The 26,869-nt window shown below is 72.6% G+C and carries 17 protein-coding genes and 1 pseudogene; 12 read left to right on the forward strand and 6 right to left on the reverse strand.

Going from position 1 to position 26,869, the window contains the following annotated elements:
- The 5 genes from MPTA5024_RS31355 to MPTA5024_RS31375 all read right to left on the reverse strand — a co-directional run.
- Window positions 1–1,025 (reverse strand): glycosyl hydrolase family 18 protein (locus tag MPTA5024_RS31355; RefSeq protein WP_036331252.1); only part of this gene is annotated, 1,025 nt, incomplete at its 3' end.
- A gap of 154 nt (window positions 1,026–1,179) precedes the next feature.
- On the reverse strand, window positions 1,180–3,456 hold the full coding sequence (glgB, locus tag MPTA5024_RS31360; RefSeq protein WP_084370162.1) for a 1,4-alpha-glucan branching protein GlgB: 2,277 nt from the start codon (window positions 3,454–3,456) through the stop codon (window positions 1,180–1,182).
- A 244-nt stretch (window positions 3,457–3,700) separates the two neighbouring features.
- Window positions 3,701–5,104, reverse strand: coding sequence for a maltokinase N-terminal cap-like domain-containing protein (locus MPTA5024_RS31365; RefSeq protein WP_332310660.1), 1,404 nt, complete (start codon window positions 5,102–5,104; stop codon window positions 3,701–3,703).
- Entirely contained in the window at window positions 5,053–6,786 is a 1,734-nt protein-coding gene (gene treS / locus MPTA5024_RS31370; RefSeq protein WP_036331253.1) for a maltose alpha-D-glucosyltransferase, read from the reverse strand. Before treS ends, MPTA5024_RS31365 begins: the two co-directional genes overlap by 52 nt.
- A 31-nt stretch (window positions 6,787–6,817) precedes the next feature.
- Window positions 6,818–8,863, reverse strand: a complete 2,046-nt coding sequence (locus tag MPTA5024_RS31375) for an alpha-1,4-glucan--maltose-1-phosphate maltosyltransferase (RefSeq protein WP_036332000.1) — start codon at window positions 8,861–8,863, stop codon at window positions 6,818–6,820.
- A 436-nt stretch (window positions 8,864–9,299) separates the two neighbouring features.
- Between MPTA5024_RS31375 and glgP the strand changes: the two genes are divergently transcribed.
- The 11 genes from glgP (at window position 9,300) to MPTA5024_RS43980 (ending at window position 24,593) form a co-directional block, all read left to right on the forward strand.
- Window positions 9,300–11,897: an alpha-glucan family phosphorylase gene (glgP, locus tag MPTA5024_RS31380; protein WP_036331254.1), complete on the forward strand. Its 2,598-nt coding sequence runs from the start codon at window positions 9,300–9,302 to the stop codon at window positions 11,895–11,897.
- 93 nt (window positions 11,898–11,990) lie between these two features.
- Window positions 11,991–13,082 carry a glycosyltransferase family 4 protein gene (locus MPTA5024_RS31385; protein WP_051458907.1) on the forward strand — a complete coding sequence of 364 codons (1,092 nt, stop codon included), beginning with the start codon at window positions 11,991–11,993 and terminating at the stop codon, window positions 13,080–13,082.
- A gap of 50 nt (window positions 13,083–13,132) precedes the next feature.
- Window positions 13,133–13,906, forward strand: coding sequence for an enoyl-CoA hydratase/isomerase family protein (locus MPTA5024_RS31390; protein ID WP_036331255.1), 774 nt, complete (start codon window positions 13,133–13,135; stop codon window positions 13,904–13,906).
- A gap of 123 nt (window positions 13,907–14,029) precedes the next feature.
- Window positions 14,030–14,386 (forward strand): hypothetical protein, encoded by a 357-nt coding sequence (locus MPTA5024_RS31395; protein ID WP_232326724.1) that lies wholly within the window; start codon window positions 14,030–14,032, stop codon window positions 14,384–14,386.
- 4 nt (window positions 14,387–14,390) lie between these two features.
- Complete coding sequence (locus tag MPTA5024_RS31400; RefSeq protein ID WP_036331256.1) at window positions 14,391–15,632, forward strand: DUF6395 domain-containing protein; 1,242 nt, start codon at window positions 14,391–14,393, stop codon at window positions 15,630–15,632.
- Window positions 15,629–16,471, forward strand: coding sequence for a M55 family metallopeptidase (locus MPTA5024_RS31405; RefSeq protein ID WP_036331257.1), 843 nt, complete (start codon window positions 15,629–15,631; stop codon window positions 16,469–16,471). The genes MPTA5024_RS31400 and MPTA5024_RS31405 overlap by 4 nt, the downstream gene beginning before the upstream one ends.
- A gap of 75 nt (window positions 16,472–16,546) precedes the next feature.
- A complete protein-coding gene (locus MPTA5024_RS31410; RefSeq protein WP_051458908.1) occupies window positions 16,547–18,130 on the forward strand; it encodes a flavin monoamine oxidase family protein in 1,584 nt (527 codons plus the stop codon).
- Complete coding sequence (locus tag MPTA5024_RS31415) at window positions 18,131–18,646, forward strand: YbaK/EbsC family protein (protein ID WP_036331258.1); 516 nt, start codon at window positions 18,131–18,133, stop codon at window positions 18,644–18,646.
- Window positions 18,647–18,752: 106 nt separating this feature from the next.
- Window positions 18,753–21,107: a serine/threonine-protein kinase gene (locus MPTA5024_RS43975; RefSeq protein ID WP_051458909.1), complete on the forward strand. Its 2,355-nt coding sequence runs from the start codon at window positions 18,753–18,755 to the stop codon at window positions 21,105–21,107.
- An 11-nt stretch (window positions 21,108–21,118) separates the two neighbouring features.
- Window positions 21,119–23,083: a serine/threonine-protein kinase gene (locus MPTA5024_RS31425; protein WP_036332008.1), complete on the forward strand. Its 1,965-nt coding sequence runs from the start codon at window positions 21,119–21,121 to the stop codon at window positions 23,081–23,083.
- Between the two features lie 64 nt (window positions 23,084–23,147).
- Window positions 23,148–24,593: a serine/threonine-protein kinase gene (locus MPTA5024_RS43980; RefSeq protein WP_036331259.1), complete on the forward strand. Its 1,446-nt coding sequence runs from the start codon at window positions 23,148–23,150 to the stop codon at window positions 24,591–24,593.
- A gap of 182 nt (window positions 24,594–24,775) precedes the next feature.
- Here MPTA5024_RS43980 and MPTA5024_RS31435 read toward each other — a convergent pair whose 3' ends face one another.
- The gene (locus MPTA5024_RS31435; RefSeq protein WP_036331260.1) at window positions 24,776–25,540 is read right to left on the reverse strand and encodes an SDR family NAD(P)-dependent oxidoreductase; all 765 of its coding nucleotides are present in this window, start codon (window positions 25,538–25,540) and stop codon (window positions 24,776–24,778) included.
- A 162-nt stretch (window positions 25,541–25,702) separates the two neighbouring features.
- Here MPTA5024_RS31435 and MPTA5024_RS42840 point away from each other — a divergent pair.
- A pseudogene (locus tag MPTA5024_RS42840) lies at window positions 25,703–26,869 on the forward strand (pyruvate dehydrogenase); the annotation flags it as partial.

Consider the following 26,869-nt stretch of genomic DNA (forward strand, 5'->3'; position numbering starts at 1 on the left):
TCGTACCAGTCGACGTACTGCGCGGCCGTGTCGTAGCCGCCCACGTCGATCTTGCCGCCGCCGGTGCCGTCCGCGGTGATCGCCGAAGTGATCAGGTAGTTCTGCCCGAACCTGGCGCGTAGCGCCCTCATCAGGTTGCCGTACGCCGCGGTGCCGCTGCTGTCGCAGCTCAGGCCGCAGGCGTTCGGGTACTCCCAGTCGATGTCGATGCCGTCGAACACGTCGGCCCACCGCGGGTCCTCGACCACGTTGTAGCAGGAGTCGGCGAACGCCGTGGGGTTGGCCGCGGCCTGCGTGAAGCCGCCGGAGTAGGTCCAGCCGCCGAAGGAGAACAGCACCTTGATCTTCGGGTAGAGCGCCTTGAGCTTGCGGAGCTGGCCGAAGTTGCCGCGCAGCACGCCGGCGTCCCAGGTGTCGGCCTTGCCGTCCACGCTGTTGGCGGTCGTGTACGCCATGTCGTAGTCGGCGTAGGTGTCCGACAGCACGCACCGGCCGTTGGTCACGTTGCCGAAGGCGTAGATGATGTGCGTGAGCTTGGCGGCCGAGCCGCTGGTGACCAGGTTCTTGACGAAGTACTGCCGGCCGTAGACGCCCCAGTTCGTGAAGTAGCCGACGACCTTCTTGCCGCCGCCCGGCCCCGTCGGGGTGACGGTCGGCGTCGGGGTCGGCGTGGGCGTCCTGGTGGGGCTCACGGTCGGGGTCGGCGTGGGCGTGGGCGTCCTGGTGGGGCTGACCGTCGGCGTGGGCGTCGGCGTGGAGGTGCCCGACAGGGGCTTCCACAGGGCCGGCACGTTCGGCGGCTCCCAGCCGACGAGGGACGTGTGCGCCTGGATGGCCTCGTAGTCCTTGCCCGAGTACGTGACCCGGGCGCCGACGGCGTAGGACGTGTTCGGGGCCCACGCCGCGTAGGCCATGGCGACCAGCCCGGCGCGCGGAGCGGTGGCGGAGGCGCCGGCGGTTCCGAGGGCGAGCGGCGCCAGCAGCGCGGCGCCGGCGAGGAGGGACCCGAGCAGGATTCTTCGCAAGGATGGCTCCAGGTTGGGGGGAGGGGAGACCTGGCACTACTCATAGGAAAGTTTCCTATCAGTAATTGGAGCCTACGGACCGCTTCACCCGCCGGTCAACGGATCCGGACGCGGTTAACCCCCGCTTAAGCCTCCCCTAAGGAGCCCGCCCGGGTCAGGCCGGCTCGGCCACGCCCCCCTCCTCCTTCGGGCGTCCCGGCTCCTCCGCGGGCACGACGGTCTCCCGCGCGATCTCCTCGACCAGCTCCTCCACGAGCTCGCTCGTGGGCTCCTCGCGCAGCTCCACGGCCGGCTCGATCCGCGACCGCAGCCACACCGCGCCCAGCGGCGGCACCCGCAGGCGCACCGAGTACGGCAGGCCGTGCCGGGGGACCTCGACGGCGTCGAGGCCGCCCATGTTGCCGACGCCGCTGCCCGAGTACTCGTACGCGTCGGTGTTGAGGACCTCCTCCCAGCGGCCGCCGACGGGCAGGCCCAGGTGGTAGTCGTCGTGGGGGCCGCCGGAGAAGTTGGCCACGCAGGCGACCACCGAGCCGTCCGTGCCGTACCGCAGGAAGGAGAACACGTTCCCCGGGGCGTCGTCGGCGTCGATCCAGCGGAAGCCGTCAGCCGTGTAGTCCTGGGAGTGGAGGGCGGGGGTGTCCCGGTAGATCCGGTTCAGGTCCTTGACCAGCCGCTGGACGCCCTGGTGGTAGTCGAAGTCCAGCACCCACCAGTCGAGGCCGTTCGCCTCCGACCACTCGGCCCCCTGGCCGAACTCGCCGCCCATGAACAGCAGCTGCTTGCCGGGGTGGGCCCACATGAACGCGTAGAGCGCGCGCAGGTTGGCGAAGCGCTGCCACTCGTCGCCGGGCATCTTGCCGAGCAGGGACCCCTTGAGGTGCACGACCTCGTCGTGGGAGAGCGGCAGCACGAAGTTCTCCGAGAAGGCGTACATCAGGGAGAACGTCATCTGGTGGTGGTGGTACTGCCGGAAGACCGGCTCGTGGGCCAGATAGTTGAGCGTGTCGTGCATCCAGCCCATGTTCCACTTGAAGCCGAAGCCGAGCCCGCCGAGGTGGACGGGCCGCGACACGCCGGGCCACGCCGTGGACTCCTCGGCGATGGTCACGATGCCCGGCTCCTCCCGGTACACGACCGCGTTCATCTCCTTGAGGAACTCGATGGCGTCGAGGTTCTCCCTGCCGCCGTACTCGTTGGGCGTCCACTCGCCCTCGCGCCGGGAGTAGTCGAGGTAGAGCATCGAGGCCACGGCGTCCACCCGCAGGCCGTCGACGTGGAACTCCTTGAGCCAGTAGAGCGCGTTGGCCACCAGGAAGTTGCGCACCTCGTTGCGGCCGAAGTCGAAGACGTAGGTGCCCCAGTCGGGGTGGGTGCCGCGGCGCGGGTCGCCGTGCTCGTAGAGCGGGGTGCCGTCGAAGCGGGCCAGCGCCCACTCGTCCATGGGGAAGTGCGCGGGCACCCAGTCGACGATCACGCCGATGCCGGCCCGGTGCAGCTCGTCCACGAGATGGCGGAAGTCGTCGGGTGAGCCGAACCGCGCGGAGGGGGCGTAGTAGGAGGTCACCTGGTAGCCCCACGAGCCGCCGAAGGGGTGCTCGGCCACCGGCAGGAACTCCACGTGGGTGAAGCCCATCTCCTTCACGTACGCGACCAGCTCCTCGGCCAGCCGCCGGTACGACAGCCCGGGCCGCCACGAGCCCAGGTGGACCTCGTACACGCTCATCGGCTCGGCGAGCGCCGACCGCCCGGGGCGGGCGGCCATCCAGTCCTCGTCCCGCCACTCGTACTCGGGCCGGTCGACGATGGAGGCGGTCGCCGGCGGCACCTCGGTCCTGCGGGCCATCGGGTCGGCCTTCTCCCGCCACACGCCGTCGAGGCCGAGGATCTGGAACTTGTACCGGGCGCCGGGGCCGACGTCGGGGATGAACAGCTCCCACACGCCGGACCTGCCGAGCGAGCGCATCGGGTGGGCGCCGCCGTTCCAGTGGTTGAAGTCGCCGATCACCCGCACGCCCTGCGCGTTCGGCGCCCACACCGTGAAGGCCGTGCCGTCCACGTCCTCGTGCCGCATCACCCGCGCGCCGAGCGCCTCCCACAGCCGCTCGTGCCGTCCCTCGGCGATCAGGTGCAGGTCCAGCTCGCCCAGCGTCGGCCAGTGCCGGTACGGGTCGTCGGTCTCGTACGGATGGGCCTCGGGATAGGTGATCCGCAGACGATAGTCGGGGACCTTGTCCAGACCCGGGAGCGTCACCTCGAACACCCCGAAGGCGACGTGCGCCATCTCGTGCGCGGAGCCGTCGACGAGTACCTCGACCTTCTCCGCGAAGGGGCGCAGGGCCCGTACCGTCACGCCGTCGGGGCCGGGGTGGGCACCGAGGATCGCGTGGGGGTCGTGGTGCGCGCCGCCTGCCAGCCGGTCCAAATCCATGCTCTTACCCTGCCCTAGAACCATCCCACACCCCAACAAACTGAGGTCGGAAGGAGAATGCCCGAGAACGTCGCGATCTCACCCGCGACACGAGATCGTTCGCCGCGCACGCCGGGCGCCGGGCGCGGACGGCGTGTGCCGCAGGCCGCGGCGCCGGGTCGTGCCGCGCGCGGGGGTGCCGGGTGCCGTGTGCGCACGGCGCGGGGACGTCCGGGGACGCCGCGTGGCGGACGTCCCCGGGCCGTCACTCCTCGCCGAACGCGGCGAGCGGGATCGGCAGCCAGGCCGGGCGGTTGCGGGCCTCGTAGACGACCTCGTAGACGGCCTTGCTCAGCTCCAGGGCCCGCAGCAGGATGGCGTCGTCGCCCCGGATGCGGCCGCCGCCCTGGGAGTAGCCCGCCAGGAAGGCCGCCTTGTTGCGGGCCGACCACTCCCGCGCCCGGCCCTCCAGCTCGTCCGCGCCCGGATGGCCGGCGAGCAGGTGCCGCGCCGCGTAGTCGAACGACCGGAGCATGCCGGCCACGTCGCGCAGCGGCGAGTCGGGCGCCCGCCGCTCCGACAGCGGCTGCCCCGGCTCTCCCTCGAAGTCGAGCACCACCCAGTCGGCCGTGGTCCGCATGACCTGGCCCAGGTGGTAGTCCCCGTGGACCCGCTGGACCGGGATCTCGTGCTCGATGTCGGCCATGCGGTCGAACGCCCGGGCGGCGACCTGCGCGTGCTCCCCGAGGGCCGGCACCTCGGCCACCGCCTTCTCCAGGCGGCGGCGGAACCGCTCGGTCATCCGTTTGATCTCCGGCGGCTCGATCGTCCCCGTGGGGAACGCCTCGGCCAGCTCCCGGTGGACCTGCGCCGTCGCCTCGCCCAGCCGGCACGCCTCGGCGACGAAGTCGCCACCGGCGTCTTCGGCAGGCATCTCGCCCGGGCTGGCGTACAGGTCCCGGACGCTGGTCAGCGCCATGGTCCAGCCGTCGTTGGCGTTCGGCAGGTACTCCTGCAGGATCGCCAGCGTCGTCGGCTCGCCGTCCAGCTCGGTGTCCATCCACCCGTACGGCCGGGCGACGTGGGTCGACCCGGCCTCGGCGAGCGCGCTCACGATCTCCAGCTCGGGGTTGACTCCCGGGTTCAGCTGCCGGAACAGCTTGAAGATGTACGCGTCGCCGTAGACGAGCGAGGTGTTGGACTGCTCGGCGGTCAGCACGAGGCTGCGCTGCGAGGTGTCGATGGCGGCGCGCGGCGCGCTGTGGAAGGCGACGCCGTTCGCGCGCCGGTCGTCGTCCATCCCGTGCAGCAGGTGGCACGTCAGCGACGCGTCGTGCAGGGCGTCGTAGACGTGCCGCTCGCGGCCGTCCCACTCGCAGGCGCCGATCCCGACGTGTTTCAGCCGGTCGGGCAGGTGGTCGCGGACGCCGACGAGGATCTGGTAACGCGTCCTGCGCTCCTCCTGCCGTACGGACACGATCAGATGGACCAGGCCGGGATCGCCCGCGACGAGCTCGGTCAGGGTGTCGACGGACAGGTCATCGATGGCGCGGCCCTTGCCGGCGAACCACCGCTGCCCGGTGATCCAGCCGGCGAGGAGCCCGTGAAGTGAAGTGATTACTCCTCCTTCGTGCCGGCCGTCCTGTGCGTGACGGGCAAGGTGAACCAGTAGAACCCATGCCCAGGAAGCGTCAAAAGATACGGAAGTTCGCCGATTGGGGGGAAAGGAACTCCGCCCATGCACTCCACCGGGGTGGAGCCCTCGAATCTCCGCAGGTCGAGCTCCACCGGCTGGGGGAACCGGGACAGGTTGTTGACGCACAGGACGCGGTCGTCGCCCAGCTCGCGGACGAAGGCCAGCACGCTCGGGTTGGAGGAGTTCAGCTCGGTGAAGTCGCCGAGGCCGAACACGGGGTGGCGCTTGCGGATCTCGATCATGCGCTTGGTGAAGTGCAGGAGCGAGCTCGCGCTCTTCTGCTGCGCCTCGACGTTGATCGCCTGGTAGCCGTAGATCGGGTCCATGATCACGGGGAGGTACAGGCGGCCGGGGTCGCAGGTGGAGAAGCCCGCGTTGCGGTCGGGCGTCCACTGCATCGGGGTGCGGACGCCGTCGCGGTCGCCGAGCCAGATGTTGTCGCCCATGCCGATCTCGTCGCCGTAGTACATCACGGGCGAGCCGGGCAGGCTGAGCAGCAGGGCGGTGAACAGCTCGATCTGGTTGCGGTCGTTGTCGAGCAGCGTCGCCAGCCGGCGGCGGATGCCGACGTTGGCCCGCATCCGCGGGTCCTTGGCGTACTCGGAGTACATGTAGTCGCGCTCTTCGTCCGTAACCATCTCGAGCGTGAGCTCGTCGTGGTTGCGCAGGAAGATGCCCCACTGGCAGTTCTCGGGGATCTTGGGCGTCTGGGCCAGGATCTCCGAGATCGGGTAGCGCGACTCCCGCCGCACGGCCATGAAGATGCGCGGCATCAGCGGGAAGTGGAACGCCATGTGGCACTCGTCGCCGCCGGTGACCGGGTCTCCGAAGTACTCCACCACGTCGGCCGGCCACTGGTTGGCCTCGGCCAGCAGGACGCGGTCGGGGTAGAGGCGGTCCACCTCGGCCCGCACCCGCTTGAGGTACTCGTGGGTCCTCGGCAGGTTCTCGCAGTTGGTGTCCTCCTGCTCGAACAGGTACGGGATGGCGTCCATCCGGAACCCGTCGATGCCGAGGTCGAGCCAGAACCGCAGGACCTCCAGCATCGCCTCCTGCACGTCCGGGTTCTCGTAGTTGAGGTCCGGCTGGTGGTGGAAGAAGCGGTGCCAGTAGTACTGACCGCGCACCGAGTCGTACGTCCAGTTGGACGACTCGGTGTCGACGAAGATGATCCGGGCGTCCGGGTACTTCTCGTCGGTGTCGCTCCACACGTAGAAGTCGCCGTACGGGCCGTCGGGGTCGTTGCGCGACGCCTGGAACCAGGGGTGCTGGTCGCTGGTGTGGTTCATGACGAGATCGGCGATCACGCGGATGCCGCGCTTGTGCGCCTCGTCGACCAGCCTGACGAAGTCCCCCAGGTCGCCGAACTCCGGGAGGATCTTCATGAAGTCGGAGATGTCGTAGCCGCCGTCGCGCAGCGGGGACTCGTACAGCGGCAGCAGCCAGAGACAGTCGACGCCCAGCCACTGTATGTAGTCGAGCTTGTCGATGAGGCCGCGGATGTCGCCGGTGCCGTCCCCGTTCGAGTCGGCGAAGCCGCGGATCAGCACCTCGTAGAAGACAGCTCGTTTGTACCAGTACTGATCCCGGGGCTTCTCGTGCGTGAAGGTGTTCGGGATGGGCTGGCTGTGGCTGGGCTGAGGCGTCGAGCTCACCTGTTGACTCCCCGGATGTGCCTGGCTGCGCTCACGGGCGGTGCGCTGACCCGTGGCGGAGCGTGAAGATGTGTGCGGGATTTACATATGGGTCGAGGCGCACGTAGTTGCTCTGCCCCCACCGGTACGACTCGCCCGACAGTTGGTCGTCCACGACGAACTCGGCTTGCCAGTCGAGACCGAGGGCGGGCATGTCGAGCCGGACCGTCGCCTCGCGCGTGTTGTGCGGATCCAGATTCACGACGGCCAGCACGACATCGCCTAGGCCGTGCCGTCGTGTGGCCGTGTCGTAGGCGCCGTTCAGCCGCTTCGAGAAGCAGATCAAATCCGGCTGGTCGACGTTGTGAAACCGTAGGTTACGCAATTCCTGGAGTGCCGGGTGGGCTCTTCTCAACAAATTGAGCTGTGTGATGAAGGGGGCGAGGCTGCGGCCCTCACGCTCCGCGGTCGCCCAGTCACGCGGCCTGTACTGGTATTTCTCGCTATCGAGGTACTCCTCGCTGCCCGGGCGGACCGGGACGTTCTCCGCCAGCTCGTACCCCGCATAAACCCCCCAGGTCGGGGCCATCAGGGCGGCCAGCACAGCCCTGATCTTGAACCCGGGGACGCCTCCGTGCTGGAGATATTCGTGGAGGATGTCGGGCGTGTTGACGAACAGGTTGGGCCGCAGGAAGTGCGAGGTCTCGTGGGAGAGCTCGGACAGGTACTCCTCGACCTCCGGCTTGCTGTTGCGCCACGTGAAGTAGGTGTACGACTGGTGGAACCCGACCTTGGCCAGCGTCTGCATCATGGCCGGCCGGGTGAAGGCCTCGGCCAGGAACAGCACGTCCGGGTCGGTCGTGTTGATGTCGGCCAGCAGCCGCTCCCAGAACCGCACCGGCTTGGTGTGCGGGTTGTCCACCCGGAAGATCCGCACGCCGTGGTCCATCCAGTGCCGGACCACCCGCTTCACCTCGGCGTACAGGCCCTCGGGGTCCTTGTCGAAGTTCAGCGGATAGATGTCCTGGTACTTCTTGGGCGGGTTCTCGGCGTACGCGATGGTCCCGTCGGCCCGGATGTTGAACCACTCGGGATGCTCCTTGACCCAGGGGTGGTCGGGGGAGCACTGCAGCGCGAGGTCGAGCGCGACCTCCAGGCCGAGCTCGCGCGCCCGGGCGACGAACGCGTCGAAGTCCTCGATGGTGCCGAGATCGGGGTGGATGGCGTCGTGGCCACCCTCCTCGGCGCCGATGGCCCAGGGGGAGCCGGGGTCGTACTGGTCGGGGGTGAGGGTGTTGTTGCGGCCCTTGCGGAACTGCGTCCCGATCGGGTGGATCGGGGGCAGGTAGACCACGTCGAAGCCCATCTGGGCGACCGCCGGGAGCCGCTTCGCCGCCGTCCGGAAATTTCCGGACTTGGGGGCAACGGCGCCCTCGGGGTCGATCACGGCGCCCTCGGACCGGGGGAAGAACTCGTACCAGGAGCCGAACAGCGCCCGCCGCCGGTCGACCTTGATCCGGTTCCTGCCCGACCGCGTGAGCAGGTCCCGCAGGGGGTGGGCCGCGATCAGCGCCGCGGTCTCCGGCATCTGGACCACGGCGAAGCGGGCCCTGGGGTCCACGTTGTCGTCCCGCAGGCGCGCCGCCACCGCGAGCAGCGCGGCCCGGTGGCCGCACGTGCCGTCGGAGGTGCGGCAGTCGGCCGCCCGCACGCCCTTGGCCGCGCGCTCGAACAGGCGGGCGCCCTCCTCGCACATGAGGTCGGCGTCGAGCCCACGCGGGATCTTGATGCCCGCGTCGTGCAGCCACGTCGCGACGGGGTCGCTCCACGCCTCGACGCGGTAGTGCCACAGGCCCTCGGAGGGCAGCGACACCTCCACCGTCCAGCGGTCGGTGCCGGGCGAGGTCTCCCGCATCGGCAGCATCCGGCCCGGCGTGCCGGCCGGGTCGATCAGCACGGCGCCGGCGGCCACGGCGTCGTGCCCTTCGCGGAACACCGTCGCGCTGATCTCGAAGGTCTCACCCGCGGCCGCCTTGGCCGGGCGCTGCCCGCAGTCGACCACGGGCTGGATGTCCTGGATGGGAATTCGTCCGATCATCGTCACTCAAATCAGGGTCGGCACCGCCCGGGTGCCGCCGGGCTTCCGGGGCAAGTCTGATCTTTGCGTGTTCACGAGGCTCTGCGGTACTGCGGGTCGTGCTCAGGTCAGCACAAGACGGGACCCGTCGCCGGGCCCGCTCGTCACTCATACAGGGGTTGCCCTAATAGTCCACTCTTACCCCTGTCAATGAAAGACGGCTCCACCGTGTTTGGCGCGTCGCCGGGGGGAGATCGATCATTGCGGTGACGAGCCGCCGGGTTGCCGTCGGCATCACCACGACCAGTGTAGTTTGGTGAGGTTTGAGCCGGTTTGTAGGTGGTGAGAGCGCTATGCAGAAAGCCAAGGGGGCACGCCGCGCCGGGCGGTGCCCCTTCCCCGAACAAAGAGTGTTCCGGTCGCGCGTCGTGGCGCTGAGTAACTAGGGTCTGGCCCCGTGAGAGCTATCCGCAGGTTCACCGTCCGCACCGTTCTACCGCCCCAGCTCGCGCCGCTCGGCGAGCTGGTCCAGAATCTCCGCTGGTCGTGGCACCCGGAGACCATGGACCTGTTCGCCGAGGTGGATCCCGAGGTCTGGGAGCGCGTTGAGCACGACCCCGTGGCGCTGCTCGGCGCCGTGGAGGCCGACCGGCTGCGCGAGCTGGCCCAGGATCGGCGCTTTCTGCGCAGGCTGGCGGACGCCGCCGACGACCTCCGCGAGTACATGACCGCGCCCCGGTGGTACCAGTCGCTCGACGGCGCGCCCGCCGCCATCGGCTACTTCTCCCCCGAGTACGGCATCGCCGCCGCTCTCCCGCAGTACTCGGGCGGCCTCGGCATCCTCGCCGGCGACCACCTCAAGGCCGCCAGCGACCTCGGCGTGCCGATCCTCGGCGTCGGCCTCCTCTACCGGCACGGCTACTTCACCCAGTCGCTGTCGGCCGAGGGCTGGCAGCTCGAGCACTACCCCTCGCTCGACCCCGGCGGCCTGCCGCTCACGCTCCTCAAGGAGGAGGACGGCTCCCCGGCCCGCATCAAGATCGGTCTTCCCGGCGGCCGCGCGCTGCACGCCCAGATCTGGGTGGCGCAGGTCGGCCGGGTCCCGCTGCTGCTGCTCGACTCCGACGTCGCCGAGAACGACGCGGCGGCCCGCGACGTGACCGACCGCCTGTACGGCGGGGGCACCGACCACCGCCTCATGCAGGAGCTGCTGCTCGGCGTCGGGGGCGTCCGCGCCCTGAGGGCCTACTGCCGGATCACCGGCCACCCCGAGCCGGAGGTCTTCCACACCAACGAGGGCCACGCGGGCTTCCTCGGCCTGGAGCGCATCCGGGAGCTGACCGAGGCCCGGCTGTCGTTCGAGGAGGCCCTGGAGGCCGTCCGGGCCGGCACGGTCTTCACCACCCACACGCCGGTGCCCGCCGGCATCGACCGGTTCCCCGTCGAGATGATCGCCCGGCAGTTCGGCGGGTCGAACGCCTGGCCGACCGTCGCCGTGGACCGCATCCTGGAGCTGGGCGCGGAGCCCGACGGGCCCGACTCCGACAAGGCCGTCTTCAACATGGCCGTCATGGGCATGCGCCTGGCGCAGCGGGTCAACGGCGTCTCCGAGCTGCACGGCAAGGTCAGCCGGGAGATGTTCCAGGGCCTGTGGCCCGGCTTCGACGTCGACGAGGTGCCGATCGGCTCGATCACCAACGGCGTCCACGCCCCCTCCTGGGTGGGCCGCGAGATCATGGAGCTGGCCGGCCGCGAGCTGCCCGGGATGATCGACAGGACCCAGGGCTGGGAGGGCGTGCAGAAGCTCTCCGACGCCGACATCTGGGGCATCCGCGGCCGTCTGCGCGCCGGGCTGGTCGAGGAGGCCCGCAGGCGCATGAAGCGGTCGTGGCGGCAGCGCGGCGCCACCGAGGCCGAGCTGGGCTGGATCGACGAGGCCCTCGACCCCGGCGTGCTGACGATCGGGTTCGCCCGCCGGGTGCCGTCGTACAAGCGGCTGACGCTCATGCTGTCCGACCCCGACCGGCTCCGCCGCCTGCTGCTCGACCCGGACAAGCCCGTCCAGATCGTGATCGCGGGCAAGGCGCACCCGGCCGACGAGGGCGGCAAGAAGCTGATCCAGCAGATCGTCCGGTTCGCCGACCAGGAGGACGTGCGGCACCGCATCGTCTTCCTGCCCGACTACGACATGGCGCTCGGCCGGCTCATGGTCACCGGCTCGGACGTGTGGATGAACAACCCGCTGCGCCCGCTCGAGGCGTGCGGCACGTCCGGCATGAAGGCCGCGCTCAACGGCGGCCTCAACCTGTCCATCCGGGACGGGTGGTGGGACGAGTGGTACGACGGCACCAACGGCTGGGCCATCCCCAGCGCGGACGGCGTCGTCGACCCCGAGCGCCGCGACGAGCTGGAGGCCTCCGCCCTCTACGACATCATCGAGCGGGAGGTCGCCGACCGGTTCTACGACCGGGCGCCCGACGGCCTGCCCCGGCGCTGGCTGGAGATGGTCAAGCACACGCTGAGCTCGCTCGGCCCGAAGGTGCTGGCCGGCCGCATGCTCCGCGACTACGTGGTGGACCTGTACGCCCCGGCCGCGTCGTCCGCCCGGGCCCTCGCCGGCGACGGGTTCGACAACGCCAAGCTGTTCGCCGCGTGGAAGCTGCGGGTGGGCCGGGCCTGGCCCGGCGTCCGGGTCGAGCACGTCGAGGCCACCGGCATCGGGGACACCCCCGAGCTGGGCGCCCGGCTGGAGATCCACGCCACGATCGCGCTGGGCGAGCTGTCGCCCGAGGACGTCCAGGTCCAGGCCGCGTACGGCCGGGTCGGGACGCACGACGAGCTGATCGCGCCGAGCCACGTCACGCTCAAGGCCGACTCGGCCGACGACGACGGGCGGGCCCACTACACCGGCGTGGTGCCGCTGGACCGCACGGGCGCCTTCGGCTACACGGTCCGCGTGGTGCCGTCCCACCCGCTCATGGCCTCCCCGGCGGAGCTCGGCCTGATCGCCGTGCCGGAGGAGCCGGTGGGGATGACCAACGGCACGCTGCGCTGATCCCGGGGCGGGGGCTTCCGCGACGGGATGAGAGGGTAGACGAATCGGTACGCCGGCGCCCGGGGGAGGCGCCGGTCCGTACCGGAGGTGAGCATGGGCCTGGCGGGCGCGGGGGGTTCGCGGGAGGCGCTGCACATCGCGATGGTCGCGCCGCCCTGGTACGAGGTGCCGCCGAAGGGATACGGCGGCATCGAGTCCATGCTCGCCGACCTCGTGCGCGGGCTGGCGGCCCGCGGCCACCGGGTCACGCTGATCGGCGCGGGCGCCGGGGCCGACCTGCGCACCTACGAGGAGCCGCAGTCGGCGCGGATCGGCGAGGCGTACCCCGAGGTGGTGCACGCCGCCCGGGCCGCCCGGCTCCTGTGCGGCCTCGACGCGGACGTGGTCCACGACCATTCGCTGGCCGGCCCGCTGGCCGCCGCGTCCAGGGCCGTCCCCACGGTGGTGACCTGCCACGGGGACGTCACGGGCGAGGCCGGGACGATCCTGCGGGATCTCGGCGAGGCCGTCTCGCTCGTCGCGATCTCGCTGGCCCAGCGGGCGCAGGCGCCCGACCTCAACTGGGTCGCCCGGGTCCACAACGCGGTCGACGTCGCCTCGTTCCCCTTCGCGCCCGTCAAGGAGGACTGGGTGCTGTGGCTCGGCCGGTTCAGCCCCGACAAGGGCGCGGACCTGGCGATCGAGGCCGCCCGCGCGGCCGGCCGCCGCATCGTCCTGGCCGGCAAGCTCGTCGAGGCGGCCGAGCGCGAGCACTTCCGTGAGCGCGTCGCGCCGCTCCTCGGGGCCGGCGCGGAGTACGTCGGAGAGGCCGACGGGGCGCTGAAGCGCGGCCTGCTGTCCCGGGCGCGGTGCCTGGTGCTCCCGCTGCGCTGGGAGGAGCCGTTCGGCATGGTCCTGATCGAGGCCATGGCCTGCGGGACGCCCGTCGTCGCGATCGGCCGGGGGGCGGTGCCGGAGATCGTCGCGGACGGGCTCACCGGCTTCGTCCGCCGCGACCCGTCCGAACTGCCCGCGGCCATCGAGGAGGCCGGGCGGCTCGACCCGCACGTCATCCGCGCCCACGCGGAACGGCGCTTCGACGTCGGCCCGATGGTCGAGGGGTACGAGCGCGTCTACCGCGCGCTGATCGCCTCGTCCTGGCGGGAGGCGTCCGGCCGCCTGCCCGCGCTGCCGCTGACGCGGTGATCGGCGGCCTTAGGGTGGGACCCGACGTGCCAGCGGAGGGACGAGGTGCCATGGGTGAGTTCGTCAGCGTGGAGATCGCCGACCACATCGCGACCATCCGGCTCGACCGGCCGAAGATGAACGCGCTGAACCGGCAGGTCCAGGAGGAGATCGCCGAGGCGGCGCGGCTGGTGGACGCCGACCCCGGCGTCCACGCGGTCATCCTGTACGGCGGCGAGCGGGTCTTCGCGGCCGGCGCCGACATCAAGGAGATGGCCGTGATGTCCTACGCCGACATGGCCGTCCACTCGCGCGTCCTGCAGGACTGCTTCACGGCCGTGGCCGGGATCGGCAAGCCGGTCATCGCGGCGATCACCGGCTACGCCCTCGGCGGCGGCTGCGAGCTCGCCCTCTGCGCCGACTTCCGGGTGGCGGGGGAGGGCGCCAGGCTCGGCCAGCCCGAGATCACGCTGGGGATCATCCCGGGCGCGGGCGGCACCCAGCGCCTGCCCCGCCTGATCGGCCCGGCCCGCGCCAAGGACCTGATCTTCACGGGCCGCCACGTCGAGGCCGCGGAGGCCCTCGCGATCGGGCTGGTCGACCGGGTGGTGCCCGACTCCGAGGTCTACACGGCGGCGCTGGAGCTCGCCGCCACCTTCGCCGAGGGACCGGTGGCGGCCGTGCGGGCGGCCAAGCAGGCCGTCGACCGGGGGCTGGAGGCCGACCTCGACACGGGCCTGGAGATCGAGCGGCTCCAGTTCTCCGGCCTCTTCGCCACCCAGGACGCCCGCGAGGGCATGACCGCCTTCGCCGAGAAGCGCCGCCCTAAGTTCACCGGCCGCTGAGCGGCCCGACCGGGAGGCGCCGCCCGGCGTTCATGAAATCCCCAGAAACCCCCGTGTGAGCGGGCATGCCGGTCATGCCGGTCCGTACGAGGAACCGGTGAAATAGGGCTATCGTGGCGATCCATGATGCGCTTCCTCGGCCGAGTGCTGGCCCCCCCACGGCTTCGCCGGGCGCTGTGGTCGCGGCTGGACGCGCGGTACGCGACCAAGGCCGACCACCGGCAGGGCATCAAGGACGCCCTGTGGGAGGTCCAGATGCTCCGCCGCGAGGTGGTGGCGCTGCGGGACGAGGTCGACCGGCTGCGCCAGAGCGTGAAGGCGCCCCCGAAGCCCGCCGCAGACCCGCGGGTGGCGGAGGCCCACCGGCTGGCGACGGAGGCGGCCGAGGCCCTCGACAGCCTGCTGCGCACCGAGGTGCGCCTGTGGCAGGCCATCGACGACCTGTCGGCGCGGGTGCCCGCCCCCGGGCGCGCGGGATAGCCCCATGCGTGTCGAGTGGACGTACGACGAGGGCGTCTGGCGGCTGGCGCTCCTGCTCGACCCGGATGACGAGGTCACCGGGACCTGCACCGACGGCCAGCGGCTGGAGATGCGCACCAGTTCCTGCCGGGTGCGGCTCGGCGGCCCGGACGGCGCGGGGCTGCCCCCCGACGTGCATCCCGACCTGCTCGCCACGGCGGCCTGGACGGTGGCGGCGCCCTGGACCCGGCGGAGGGTGACCTTCGACCGGCCCGTGTCCCCCCGCCTGGCCGAGGCCCTCGCCGCGGGATGGGGGATCGACGCCGGCCCGGTCGCCGGCGACCCCCGCGAGGGGAGCAGGCTCGCGATCTCCTACAGCGGCGGCGCCGACTCCATGGCCGTGGCGGAGGTCTTCCCCGACGCGCCGTTCGTGCACTTCCAGCGGGTGAGCCACCCCCGCGTGCCGAACCGCTGGACCCACTACCGCTCCGACGTCGCCGCCCGCCTGGCCAGGGAGACGGGCCGCGACGTGACCGTCGTCCAGTCGGACCTGGAGTTCACGCTCGCGTTCCCCCGGCCCGGGTACCCGGAGCACCACGCGGTCGCCGTGGGGGCGCTGCTGCTGGCCGACCGGCTCGACCTGGGCGGGCTCGCCTTCGGCTACGAACTGGGCTCGCGCTGGCTCGGCGGCGGGCGCTACGTCCACCGCTTCAGCCCCGACAACCCCATGTGGGCCGGCCACGAGCGGTGGGGCCGGCTGTTCGCCGCCGCCGGGCTGCGGATGGTGCTGCCGGTCGCCGGCGTCAGCGAGGCCGTGACGATGCGGATGGCGCTCGAATCGGAGCTGCGCCCCCAGCTGCGGTGGTGCCTGCAGGGCTCGGGCGCGACCCCCTGTGGCCGGTGCGGCAAGTGCCTGTACAAGGAGCTCATCCAGGCCGCGGTCGAGGGCCGTCCCATGCGGACCGAGCTCACCGCCTCCAGCGGCCCGGGCCGCAAGTGGCAGCACCCCCCGCCGTACGGCGGGCAGGAGATGATCGAGTACGGCTGCGCGCGCGTGCCAAACATCGCGGAGACGCCGTTCGCGAAGGCGGCGGAGTACCTCGGGGCGACGGTGGAGTCGACCCGCTGGCTGGAGCGCTGCTACCCCCCGGCCGTCGAGGAGGTCCCGGAGCGGTGGCGCAAGCAGGTCGACGCGTACATGCGTGACACCATCGGGCTGATGGCCGAGGACGAGGCCGGCCGGGTGGAGACCTGGGGGGCAGCATGAAGATCTATCTGTCGGTGGACATGGAGGGCGTGACGGGGCTCACCGACCCCGAGGAGATGCACGCGGGCGGCCGGGGCTACGAGCGCGGCTGCGAGCTGATGACGGGCGACGCGAACGCCGTCGTCGAGGGCGCCTTCTCGGCCGGCGCGCGCTCGGTGCTCGTGAACGACGCGCACGGGTCCACCAAGAACCTCAGGATCGACCTGCTCGACCCCCGGGCCACGCTGGTGCGGGGACCGGGCAAGCCGCACCGGATGGGCCAGGGCCTCACCGGGGAGTTCGACGCGGCCTGCTTCGCCGGCTACCACGCCCGCGCGGGCGTCCAGCACGGCGTGCTCAACCACACGTGGATGGGCAAGGAGATCCACAACGTCTACCTGAACGGCGCGATCTGCGGAGAGACCCGGCTGGTCGCGGGCTTCGCCGGCTCGCTCGGCGTCCCGGTGGCCCTCGTCACCGGGGACGAGGCCGTCTGCGAGGAGGCCGCGGAGCTGCTCGGCGACGTGGAGACCGTCGCCGTGAAGACGGGCATCGACCGGTTCTCCGCCGAGCTGCTGCCGCCCAGCGTCGCCTGGGAGCGGATCACCCAGGGTGCCGCCCGGGCGCTCGGCCGGCTGCCGGAGCTGCGCCCCTACGTCGTCCCCCCGCCGTACACGCTGGGGGTGGAGTGGAACTCCACGGCCATCGCGGCCGCCTGCGCCGTCGTCCCCGGCGTGAAGCAGGTGGGGCCGCGGCACACGGAGTTCACGACCGCCGACTACCACGAGATCATGGCGCTCTTCGGGATCTTCTCGATGATCGGCGGCCACGTCGCGTGCGGCAGCGGCGCGTACGGATGACCTGGACGATCGGCACACGGGATCGGGAGACGAACGGGTGGGCGCGGCCGCGAACGGCGCCGGCGACGGGCCGGCATGACGGAGGACACGGATGACAAGGCGACCGACGGCAAGGCGCTGACGCGCCGGGCCCTGCTCGTGGGGCTCGGCGCGGCCGGCGGCGCGGGCGCCATGTACGCGGCGATGGGCGCGCTCGGGCTCGCGCCCGATCGGCAGGCCGACGACTACACACCCCCTCAGCGCTCCGACTTCACGCTGCGCGGAAGGGGGGCGGCCTCCGTCGTCATCCTGGGCGCGGGCGTGGCCGGGCTCACGGTCGCGTACGAGCTGGGCAAGGCCGGCTACGATTGCACGATCCTGGAGGCCCGCGACCGGATCGGCGGGCGGAGCCTCACGATCAGGGGCGGCGACCGGCTCCCCGAGCTGTCGGGGGAGACCCAGGAGGCGCGGTTCGGCGAGGGGATCTACTTCAACGCCGGGCCGGCGCGGATCGCCCAGTGGATGCTGACGCTCGACTACTGCCGCGAGCTGGGCGTGCCCATCGAGCCGTTCGTGAACGACAACGCGAGCGCCTATGTCTACAACACCGGCATGAAGGCCCCGGTGCGCGCCAGGACCGCCCGCGCCGACATCTACGGCTACGTCAGCGAGCTCCTGGCGAAGGCCACGAACGCCGGGGCCCTGGACAGGCGGCTCACCCCGGGCGACAAGGAACTGCTGCTCGACTTCCTGTCGGAGTTCGGGGACATCGGCAAGACGTACACCTACGACGGGTCGGAGCGCCGGGGCTACCGGGTCGAGCCGGGCGTGTCGGCGCCCGTGCCGCTGGGACCGCCGCCCCCGCTGCAGGAGGTCCTCCGCTACGGGCTGGGCCGCACGATCGCGTTCCCGTTCGGCTACGAGCAGGCGATGCCGATGTTCCAGCCGGTGGGCGGCATGGACTCCCTCGCGCGCAGGCTCGCCGACGCTGTGGGCCGCGACAGGATCAGGACCTCGGTCGAGGTCAAGAAGATCACCAACCTGCCGGACGGCGTGCAGATCGAGCACACGGGCGGCTCGACCAAGGCGCAGTACTGCGTGGCCGCGATGCCCCCGCACATCCTCGCCCGCATCCCGGGCAACCTCGGGACGCAGGTGGTCTCCGCGCTGGCCACCCCCAAGCCCGTCTCCGGCGGGAAGATCGGGCTGGAGTACCGCCGCCGCTGGTGGGAGACCGACGACCGCATCTACGGCGGCATCACCGAGACCGACATGGACATCTCCCACATCTGGTACCCGTCGTACGGGTTCCACGGCTCGCGCGGGCTGGTGGTGGGCTACTACAACCTCGGCGACGACGCCGACGCGTACGCCCGCCTCACCCACGCGGAACGGGAGAGCCGGGCGCTGCGGCAGGGCGTGCGGATCCACGGCGACAAATACCGGACCGAGCTGCTGTCGAGCGTCTCGATCGCCTGGCGGCGCCAGCCGCACATCGAGGGCGCCTGGGTGTCCTGGCCGTCGTTCGAGGCGCCGTTCCGGCTCCTGCAGCAGCCGGCCGGCCGCGTCTACTTCGCCGGCGACTGGCTCACCCACCTCATCGCCTGGCAGGCCGGAGCCCTGGAGTCCGCCCGTAAGGTGGTCACCCAGCTCCACACACGCGTCGTGAAGGAGAACTGAATGGCTCTCGACTGGGTGCCCGCCTCCGAGCGGCCCGACCTGCTCGCCGGCCCCGTGGCCGCGGCCGTCGAGAAGGGGGCGCTGGACCTGCGGGTCGCCGCCATCGACCCCGGCCTCGCCGACACCGCCGCCTTCTGCGACCGGTACGGCGTGGCCATGGAGGACTCCGCCAACTGCGTCATCGTCGCCGGCAGGCGCGGCGGCGAGACCCGCTACGCCGCCGTCATGGTCCTCGCCGTCCACCGGGCCGACGTCAACGGGGTGATCCGCCGGCACCTGGACGCGCGCAAGGCCTCGTTCGCCCCGCAGTCGGAGGCCGTCGAGCTGACCGGCATGGAGTACGGCGGGATCACCCCGATCGGGCTGCCCGCGGAGTGGCCGGTGCTCGTTGACGAAAATGTGATCCAGCGGCCGTTCGTGGTGATCGGCAGCGGCGTCCGCCGCTCCAAGCTGGCCCTTTCCGGGCAGGCGCTGGTCGCCGCGACGGGCGGGGAGGTCCTCGCGCTCACCGTTTGACCTGTTCTTGGGAAACCACCGGCGCCTGCGACACGTTGTGCTGAGCAGGAATGTGGCCTGATGGTTCACTCATGGTCGTTGTTTTAGTCGGTATGGTGCTTACGCAATGAATCAGGACGACCGACTGGGCCCGTACCGGCTGCTGAGGCGGCTCGGTGAGGGCGGCATGGGCGTGGTCCACCTCGCCCTGGACCCGCACGGCAGGCAGGTCGCCGTCAAGGTCCTGCGCTCGGAGGTGGCCGGCGACGACGTCGCGCGCAGGCGGCTGTCGCGCGAGGTCGAGACCATGCGCCGGGTCCGCAGCCCGCACATCGCGGAGGTCGTCGACGCCGACGTCACCGGCAGGCGCCCCTACATCGTGACGCGCTACGTCCCCGGCAGGCCGCTCGACGAGATCATCAAGCAGGACGGCCCGCTGCCGCTGGACGCCCTGCTCAAGGTGGCCAAGGGGGTCGCCGAGGCGCTCGCCGCCGTCCACGCCGCCGGGGTCATCCACCGCGACCTGAAGCCGGGCAACGTCCTCATGCTGGACGGCCAGCCGGTGCTGATCGACTTCGGCATCGCCCAGGCCGTGGACGCCACCCGGCTGACCCAGACGGGCATGTTCATCGGCACCCCCGGCTACCTCGCCCCCGAGATCATCGAGGGCCACGAGGCCGGCTCGGAGGTGGACGTCCACGCCTGGGCCGGCACGCTGCTGTTCGCGGCCACCGGCCTGCCGCCGTTCGGCAAGGGCACGCTGGAGATGATCTTCTTCAACATCACCTCCGGCAAGGCCAACGTGGACGCGGCCCCGGCGCCGCTGCAGCCGCTGCTGCGGGCCGCCTTCCAGCGCGACCCGGCCCGGCGCCCCACGGCCGTGGAGCTGGTGGGGCGGGTCGGGCAGCTCATGCCGCAAAACCACCGGCCCCGGGTGCCCGACGAGATCACCACGGTCCCCAACATCGACGACACCTCCGGGCAGCCGGTTCCCGAGTTCGGTCCGCGCGCGACAGGCCCGTCCGGGGCCCCGGGCGCCGGGTCGCGGCCGATGCCGCAGACGGGCGTGGGAGGTCCGTCCGCGTCGCCGGGCGCGGGGTCGCGGCCGATGCCGCAGACGGGCGTGGGAGGTCCGTCCGCGTCGCCGGGCGCGGGGTCGCGGCCGATGCCGCAGACGGCGTCCGGGCAGGCTTCCCAGCAGGGCCCGCAACAGGGTCCGCAGCAGGGGTCGCCGTCCGGCCCGCACCCGGCGGGACCCGGGGGGAGCGCTCCCCACGCGCTGCCGCTCGTCACGCCGCCCGTCGCCCCCGTGGCGCCGCCGCCGGTCCCGGGCTCGCGGCCGTCCGGCGAGGAGTTCGTGTCGCTGCTGCGCGACACCCCCGCGGGCGGCCAGCCGGGCGACCCCTTCCCGACCGTCCGCGTCACCGGCGACGACCTGCGCAGGGCCGGCCTCGGCGGGCCCGTCCCCGGCGACCTCACGCCCGCCCTGGGCGCGAGCGCCGAGGGCGACGTCCCCACCCGGTTCGACCCGTCGGCCCGCGCAGCCGCGCCGCGGACCGGCCCGGCCGAGGGCGACATCCCGACCCGGATGGCCCCGCCCGCCTCTCCGGCGGCCCCGGGCACGGGCGGCGTCTCGGGTGACTGGCCGACGCCGATGCGCAGATCCGAGGGCGACGTGCCCACCCGGAGGGTGACCCCCGAGGAGCTGCGGCAGGCCGCCGCGCCCGCCGGGCAGGCGTTCTTCGACCACGCCCCGGAGCTCTTCGAGCGGACTCCGCACGTGAACCAGCCGCATCCGGCGCCGTTCCTGCCGACGGTCCGGGTGCCGCCGCCCACGGTGCCGCCCGCGCCGTACCCGGGGGCCGTGTCGCTGCAGCGCTCCAAGGCGTACGGCGTGGCGAGCGCGCTGCTGCTCGTCGTCATGACGTGCCTCGCGGTGATCGCGCCGCTGCTGGTGTGCGTGCTCGCGCTGCCGGTGGCGGTGCTGCTGCGCGCTGCCGACCTCGCCCAGCCGAAGCTTCAGGCGCGGCGCCCGGCGGGCGCGGCGGCCGCCGACGTCATCCGGGTGCTCGGGCAGCCGGGGGCGCTGGTCAAGTCGGCCGGCGTCACGATCGCGCTGGTGCCCTACGCGCTGGTGCTGGGCCTTCCGGTGACGCTGCTGCTGACCGTGCTGGTCGGGTCGATGCCCGTGCTGGCCGCGCTGAGCTGGGGGATCGCGGTCGCGTTGTGGACCATGTGCGCCGGGCCGGGAGTGGAGGGCCCGAGCCGGCAGATGCGGCGCACGCTCGCCTCGCTCGTGCCGGGAGAGGGGGCCGCCAAGGGGCTGGCGGCGGGGATCGGCGTGCTCGCGGTGCTGGTCGCGGCCGTCGCCCTGACAAGCGTGATGGGTAGACAGTCAGCAGGGCACTTCTGGGGTCCCATCGACGTTCTGTCTGTAGTGCAACGTCTGAGTGATTTGCGGACCCAGGCGGGAAATCAGTGACGGGGGACGACATGTCGGCTACCGAGGCTCCGGAGAGGATCGGCCCCTACCGGCTCCTGCGGCGGCTGGGTGAGGGCGGCATGGGCGTCGTCCACCTCGGCCTGGACGGCGAGGGGCGCGAGGTGGCGGTCAAGGTCCTGCACCCCCACGTGGCGACCGACCTCAAGGCACGCGACCGGCTCACCCGTGAGGTCGAGACCATGCGCCGGGTCCGCAGCAGGCGGGTGGCCGAGGTCCTCGACGCCGACCTCACCGGGGCGGCGCCGTACATCGTGACGCGGTACGCGCCCGGCCGCACCTTAGAGCAGACCGTGCTGGAGGACGGCCCGCTGGGCCCGCACGACGTGATCAGGCTCTCGCGCGGGCTGTGCGAGGCGCTGGTCGCGATCCACGCGGCCGACGTCGTCCACCGGGACCTCAAGCCGGCCAACGTGATGCTCGTGGACGGCGAGCCGCTCGTCATCGACTTCGGCATCGCGCACCTGGTCAACGCCACCCGGCTGACCCAGACCGGGATGTTCGTCGGGACGCCGGGCTACCTAGCGCCCGAGATCATCAGGGACACCGAGATCACCCAGGCCGCCGACGTGCACGCGCTGGCGGCCACCGTCTTCTTCGCGGCCACCGGCAAGCCCCCGTTCGGGTCCGGCACGTTCGAGTCGGTCTGCTACAACATCCTCGAGGGCAAGGCGCAGATCGACGTGGCGCCGCTGTGGCTGCGAGGCTGGTTGCGGCTCGCCCTGGCGCCCGACGCCGCCTCCCGCCCCACCGCGGCCTCGCTGCTCAAGCTGGCCCGGGCGCTCGACCCCTCGGTCACCGCCCTGCAGGAGACGCCGCGCGACGGCGGGACCCGCGTCCTCGACGGGACGGCCGTCAACGGCCACTCGGTGGGGGAGACCCGGGTGCTCGACGACGCCGCGCCCCTGTCGTCCGCGGGGCGGCCCGACCGCACCAGCGTCCTGCCGGCCGACGAGAGCTACGCCGACCTGCTGCCCCCCGTGAACTACGCCGAGCCTCAGCGGCCGCGCCGCGAGCCCCGCGCCCCCCGGCCCCGCGGACCCGTGCCGCAGCCCCCGGCCCCCGTCCCGGCGTACGGGCCGGGCGGCCCGGCGGGGTACGGCCAGGCGGCCTACGGACCGGCCGGGTACGCCCCGCCTCACCATCCGCCGTCCGGCTACCCGCCGCCGCACCCCGACCAGCGCGTGGCGGGCTACCCGGCCCCCCAGGGCACGGTCCCGCCCATCGCCCGCCCGACGGCTCCGCCGGCCGAGGCGCGGCCGTACGCCGGCGAGCAGGACCGGCCCCGCTACCGGGCGGGCCACCCGGTCCTCGCGGCCATGCTCCTCGCCACGCTCGTGGCCCTGGCCTGCCTGGTCCCCGTGGTCGTGTGCCTGTTCGCCGTGGTGGCGGTGTTGTGCCTGCGGGTGGGGCACTACCTGCTCGGCGACCTGGCCGACCGGCGCTCGGTCCGCGGGAGCAGCGGCGCCGACCCCCTGCTCGCCGTGCTCGGTACGCCGTGGGCGCTGATCAAGGCAGGCCTGGCCACCCTCGTCCAGGTGCCGCTGGCGGCGATGTTCGCGATGTGCGTCTGGGGCGGGCTCGTCTACCTCGGCGGGATGAAGACCGACCCCGCGGCCGCGTACGCGGCCGGGGCCTTCGCGGGCGGGCTGTTCGTCCTGCCCGGCGGCGGCGCCCCCCGCAAGGCGGTCGCCCGGGGGCTGAGCGCGGTGATACGCAGCCCCGGCGCCGGCATGGTCGTGACCATCGCGGTCGGCACGGTCGCGCTGTTCGCGGTGATGACGGCGCTGTCGGCCGACGCCTCGTGGGCGCCGTGGCGCCCGCCGTCCGTGGCCGTGTCCCATGTGGTCGCGGACCTGAAGCAGAAGGGCCAGGACACCGTGGTGAACCTGGTCACGGGCGTGATCGGTGACATCATGGACAGGATCGGCCTGGGCTTCCTCACCTTCTGGACCTGACCGGCATCCCGGTCCCGACAAGCCGCCACAAGCCGCCGACGCCCGCGACGCGAGGAGGAGCGGAATGGGTTCGCCGGAGCACCTGGGTCCCTACCGCCTGCTCTCCACGCTCGGCTCGGGCGGGTTCGGAGAGGTCCACCTCGCGCTCGACCCCGACGGCCGGACGGTCGCGGTGAAGGTGCTCCATCCGCACGTCGCGTCCGACTCCGTCGCGATCACCCGCCTCGCCCGCGAGGTGCAGACCATGCGCCTGGTCCGGGGACGGCACGTGGCCGAGGTCCTCGACGCGTCCCTGGAGGGCGACCGGCCGTACGTCGTCACCCGCTACGTCCAGGGGCGGCCGCTGAGTGCGGTCGTCGCCGACGACGGTCCCGTGGAGGGCGCCGGCCTCGTCCGGCTCGCGATCGGGCTGGCCGAGGCGCTGGAGTCGATCCACGCGGCCGGGGTCGTGCACCGGGACCTCAAGCCCGCGAACGTGATCGTCGCCGACGGCGAGCCGTACGTGATCGACTTCGGCATCGCCTGCGCGCTGGAGTCGGCCTCGGTCACCGCCTCGGGCGCCGTCGTCGGCACGCCGGGCTACCTCGCCCCGGAGGTGCTGGAGGGGCGGGACGCCGGGCCGGAGTCGGACGTCTTCGCCTGGGCGGCCACCGTGGCCTTCGCCGCCTCCGGGCGGCAGCCGTACGGGACCGGACCGGCCGCGGCGATCGCCTACCGGGTCGTGCACCGGGAGCCGGACCTGACCGGCGTGCCGTCCTGGCTGGTCCCGCTGCTCACCCGGTGCCTGCGTACCGACCCCGACGCCCGGCCGCCCTCCGACGCTCTGGCGGCCCAGGTCGTGGCGGCGGCCCCCGCGTCCTTTCCTGCCGCGTCCTTTCCGGCCGCTTCGGAGGCCGGTGACCGGCCGAGGCGGGGCCCGGCCGCCTGGCGGCGCAGGAGCCGCGAGCCGGGTCACAGCGGGCCGCGAGAGGCCGCAGCCCACCGTGAAGGCCGGGCGGCCTACGCGGATCCTCCTGACGCGGCGGCGTTCGGGCCGGGTGCGCAGGACGGCCGGCGCGACGTGGACCGCTCCTGGTCGGCGGCCCCCACGTCCGCCGGGTCGCCCTCCGCGCCGCCCTCGGCGTCGCCCTCGGAGGCGGCCACCCGGGAGTGGCGGCCCGGCGACCGCAGGCGCCCGCCGGAGGACCTGCGCGCCCGCCACCGGCGCAGGCTCCACCGCCGCTGGGTCATCGGGTCGGCGGTCGTCGTCGGCCTGTTCGCGGCCGCGGCCCGCCGCGCCCTCCCCGAGGTGTCGCTGCTCCTGCTCGTGCTGTACGGCATCGGCGTGCTGATCGACGCGGGGTTCGGGCTGGCGGCCCGATCGCGGGGCCGGCTGGCCGTCGACGTGGCGGGCGGCGTCGGGGTGGTGGCCGTCTGGGCGCTGCTGAGCACGCTGTTCAGCACGGCGACCCTGCTGCTCGCCGTGGGCACCGTGCTGATCCTGCTGCTCATGCTGGTCTTCGCGAGCTGACCGGCCCCGGGCCGTATCGGGGCCGTACCGGGCCGCGGCCGGTGGCGTGCCGAAGGCCGCGCCGGTGGAAGTCCGAGCCCCCGCCCCGCCCGGCCCGCCGTCCTGCCTGGGTCGCGTGCCGGGCCGGACGGAAGTCCGAGCCCCCGCCCGGGTCCGCCGCCCTGCCCGGCCCGCGCCCGTCGCTAGGCGGCGATCACCGCCGCGGTGGTGCGTCCGCCGTCCACGTCGAGGACGATCCCGTGGACGAACTCCGACTCGTCGGCGGCCAGGTAGACGGCGGCGTGCGCTATGGCCTCCGGGCTGCCGACGTTCCCGGCCGGGGTGCCCTTCATCATCTCCGCGCCGGCACCCGTCTCGCCCGGCACGGGGGTGTGCACGACGCCGGGCGAGATGGCGTTCACCCGCACGCCCCGCGGGCCGAACTCCGCCGCCCAGGCCCGGGTCAGGGTCTCGACCGCGCCCTTGGTGGAGCTGTAGAGCGCCCCGATCGGGATCCCGAGCCGGGCGATCCACGAGCCGAGGTTGATGATCGTGCCGCCCCCGGCCTCGGCCATGGCCGGGGCGATCGCCGCGGTCAGGAAGAACGGAGCCTTCACGTTCACGGCGTAGACCTCGTCGAAGGTCTTCTCGTCGGTGGCCGCGGTGCCGTCGGCCGGGTAGATGCCGGCGTTGTTGACCAGGATGTCGATGCGCCCGCCCAGGACGGACGCGGCCTTCTCGGCCAGGGCGTGCGACGCCGCGGCGCCGCCGTCCAGATCCGCCTTCACGAAGTCGGCCCGTCCGCCTCGCGAACGGATGCCGTCGACCACCTCGGCGCCCCGATCGGCACTGCGGCCCGAGACCACGACATGGGCCCCCTCGGCGGCGAACGCCTCGGCGATGGCGCGTCCGATATTGCTGGTGGCCCCGGTCACCAGGGCCTTCTTGTCCTGCAGTCGTCCAGCCACGGCGGTTCCCCTCTCTTTCGCGGTTGCTGTGCCGCCACTCTGCGACGCAGAAAATGGACCGGCAAGTCCAATCAACCGGTCACCTGCGACCTGTTTGCGCCGAACGGATAAAGTGCACGACTCAGGTTGAAAGAACACGTGGAAGCGAACGGGAGACGCGCCATGACCGAACCCGGCCGGGCTCCGGACGTCCCGCCCCTGGACGTCCTGGACGAGATCCAGCGTCGGGTGCTGTGGCTCGCGACGCGGATCGTCGACGCGGCCAACCACGACCGGGACACCGGCGACGGGGTGAAGGTCGGCGGCCACCAGGCGTCCAGCGCGTCCCTGGTCACGGCGATGACGGCGCTGTGGTTCGCCCACCTGCGGGCGGCGGACCGGGTCGCCGTCAAGCCGCACGCGTCGCCGGTCTTCCACGCGATCCGCTACCTGCTGGGCGAGCTCGACCGCTCCTACCTGACGCGGCTGCGGGCCCGGGGCGGCCTGCAGTCCTACCCCTCCCGGACGAAGGACCCGGACGGGGTGGACTTCTCGACCGGCTCGGTCGGCCTGGGCGCGGCGGCCCCGCTGTTCGCCGCGGTGACCCGCCGGTACGTGGACGCACACTTCGGCCCGCGGCCCGAGTCGCGGTTCGTGGCCCTCCTCGGCGACGCCGAGCTGGACGAGGGCAACATCTGGGAGGCGGTCGCCGACCCCGCCACGGCCGGGCTGGGGAACGTCCTGTGGGTCGTCGACTTCAACCGGCAGTCGCTCGACCGCGTCGTCCCCGGCGTGCGGATCGACCAGTGGCGCGGACAGTTCACGGCGGCCGGATGGCACGTCGTCGAGGTCAAGTACGGCCGGCGGCTGCAGGAGGCGTACGCCCGTCCGGGCGGCGAGCACCTGCGGGCGTGGATCGACGCGATGCCCAACGAGCAGTACCAGTCGCTGTTCGGCCTCGCCGGGCCCGAGCTGCGCAAGCGGTTCCTCGACGGCGCCCCGGCCGAGGTGGAGGCGTTCGTCGCCGACACGCCCGACGAGGACCTCGCCCCGCTCGTTACCGACCTCGGCGGGCACGACCTCGACGCGATGCTCGACGCGTACGCCCAGTGCGACGCCGTCACCGACCGCCCGAGCGTGGTCTTCGCCTACACCGTCAAGGGGTGGGGCCTGCCCGTCGCCGGCAACCCCCGCAACCACTCGGCGCTGCTGACCGGCGAGCAGATCGACCGGCTGCGCGCCTCGCTCGGGCTCGACCGCGACACGGAGTGGGACCGCCTCGACCCCGCCTCGCCCGCCGGCGCCTGGGCGGAGGCCCGCGGCCGCGCACTCGCCCGGCCCCCGCGGCGG

Source organism: Microbispora sp. ATCC PTA-5024 (assembly GCF_000511135.2).
GTDB lineage: Bacteria > Actinomycetota > Actinomycetes > Streptosporangiales > Streptosporangiaceae > Microbispora > Microbispora corallina.

Excerpts from the sequence above, each read along its gene's own strand:
- MPTA5024_RS31405 (WP_036331257.1), top strand. The coding sequence starts at position 15,629 with ATGAAGATCTATCTGTCGGTGGACATGGAGGGCGTGACGGGGCTCACC.
- MPTA5024_RS31400 (WP_036331256.1), top strand. The coding sequence starts at position 14,391 with ATGCGTGTCGAGTGGACGTACGACGAGGGCGTCTGGCGGCTGGCGCTC.
- MPTA5024_RS43980 (WP_036331259.1), top strand. The coding sequence starts at position 23,148 with ATGGGTTCGCCGGAGCACCTGGGTCCCTACCGCCTGCTCTCCACGCTC.
- MPTA5024_RS31415 (WP_036331258.1), top strand. The coding sequence starts at position 18,131 with ATGGCTCTCGACTGGGTGCCCGCCTCCGAGCGGCCCGACCTGCTCGCC.
- MPTA5024_RS31425 (WP_036332008.1), top strand. The coding sequence starts at position 21,119 with ATGTCGGCTACCGAGGCTCCGGAGAGGATCGGCCCCTACCGGCTCCTG.
- MPTA5024_RS31375 (WP_036332000.1), bottom strand. The coding sequence starts at position 8,863 with ATGATCGGACGAATTCCCATCCAGGACATCCAGCCCGTGGTCGACTGC.
- MPTA5024_RS43975 (WP_051458909.1), top strand. The coding sequence starts at position 18,753 with ATGAATCAGGACGACCGACTGGGCCCGTACCGGCTGCTGAGGCGGCTC.
- MPTA5024_RS31395 (WP_232326724.1), top strand. The coding sequence starts at position 14,030 with ATGATGCGCTTCCTCGGCCGAGTGCTGGCCCCCCCACGGCTTCGCCGG.
- MPTA5024_RS31385 (WP_051458907.1), top strand. The coding sequence starts at position 11,991 with ATGGGCCTGGCGGGCGCGGGGGGTTCGCGGGAGGCGCTGCACATCGCG.
- MPTA5024_RS31410 (WP_051458908.1), top strand. The coding sequence starts at position 16,547 with ATGACGGAGGACACGGATGACAAGGCGACCGACGGCAAGGCGCTGACG.
- glgB (WP_084370162.1), bottom strand. The coding sequence starts at position 3,456 with ATGGATTTGGACCGGCTGGCAGGCGGCGCGCACCACGACCCCCACGCG.
- MPTA5024_RS31390 (WP_036331255.1), top strand. The coding sequence starts at position 13,133 with ATGGGTGAGTTCGTCAGCGTGGAGATCGCCGACCACATCGCGACCATC.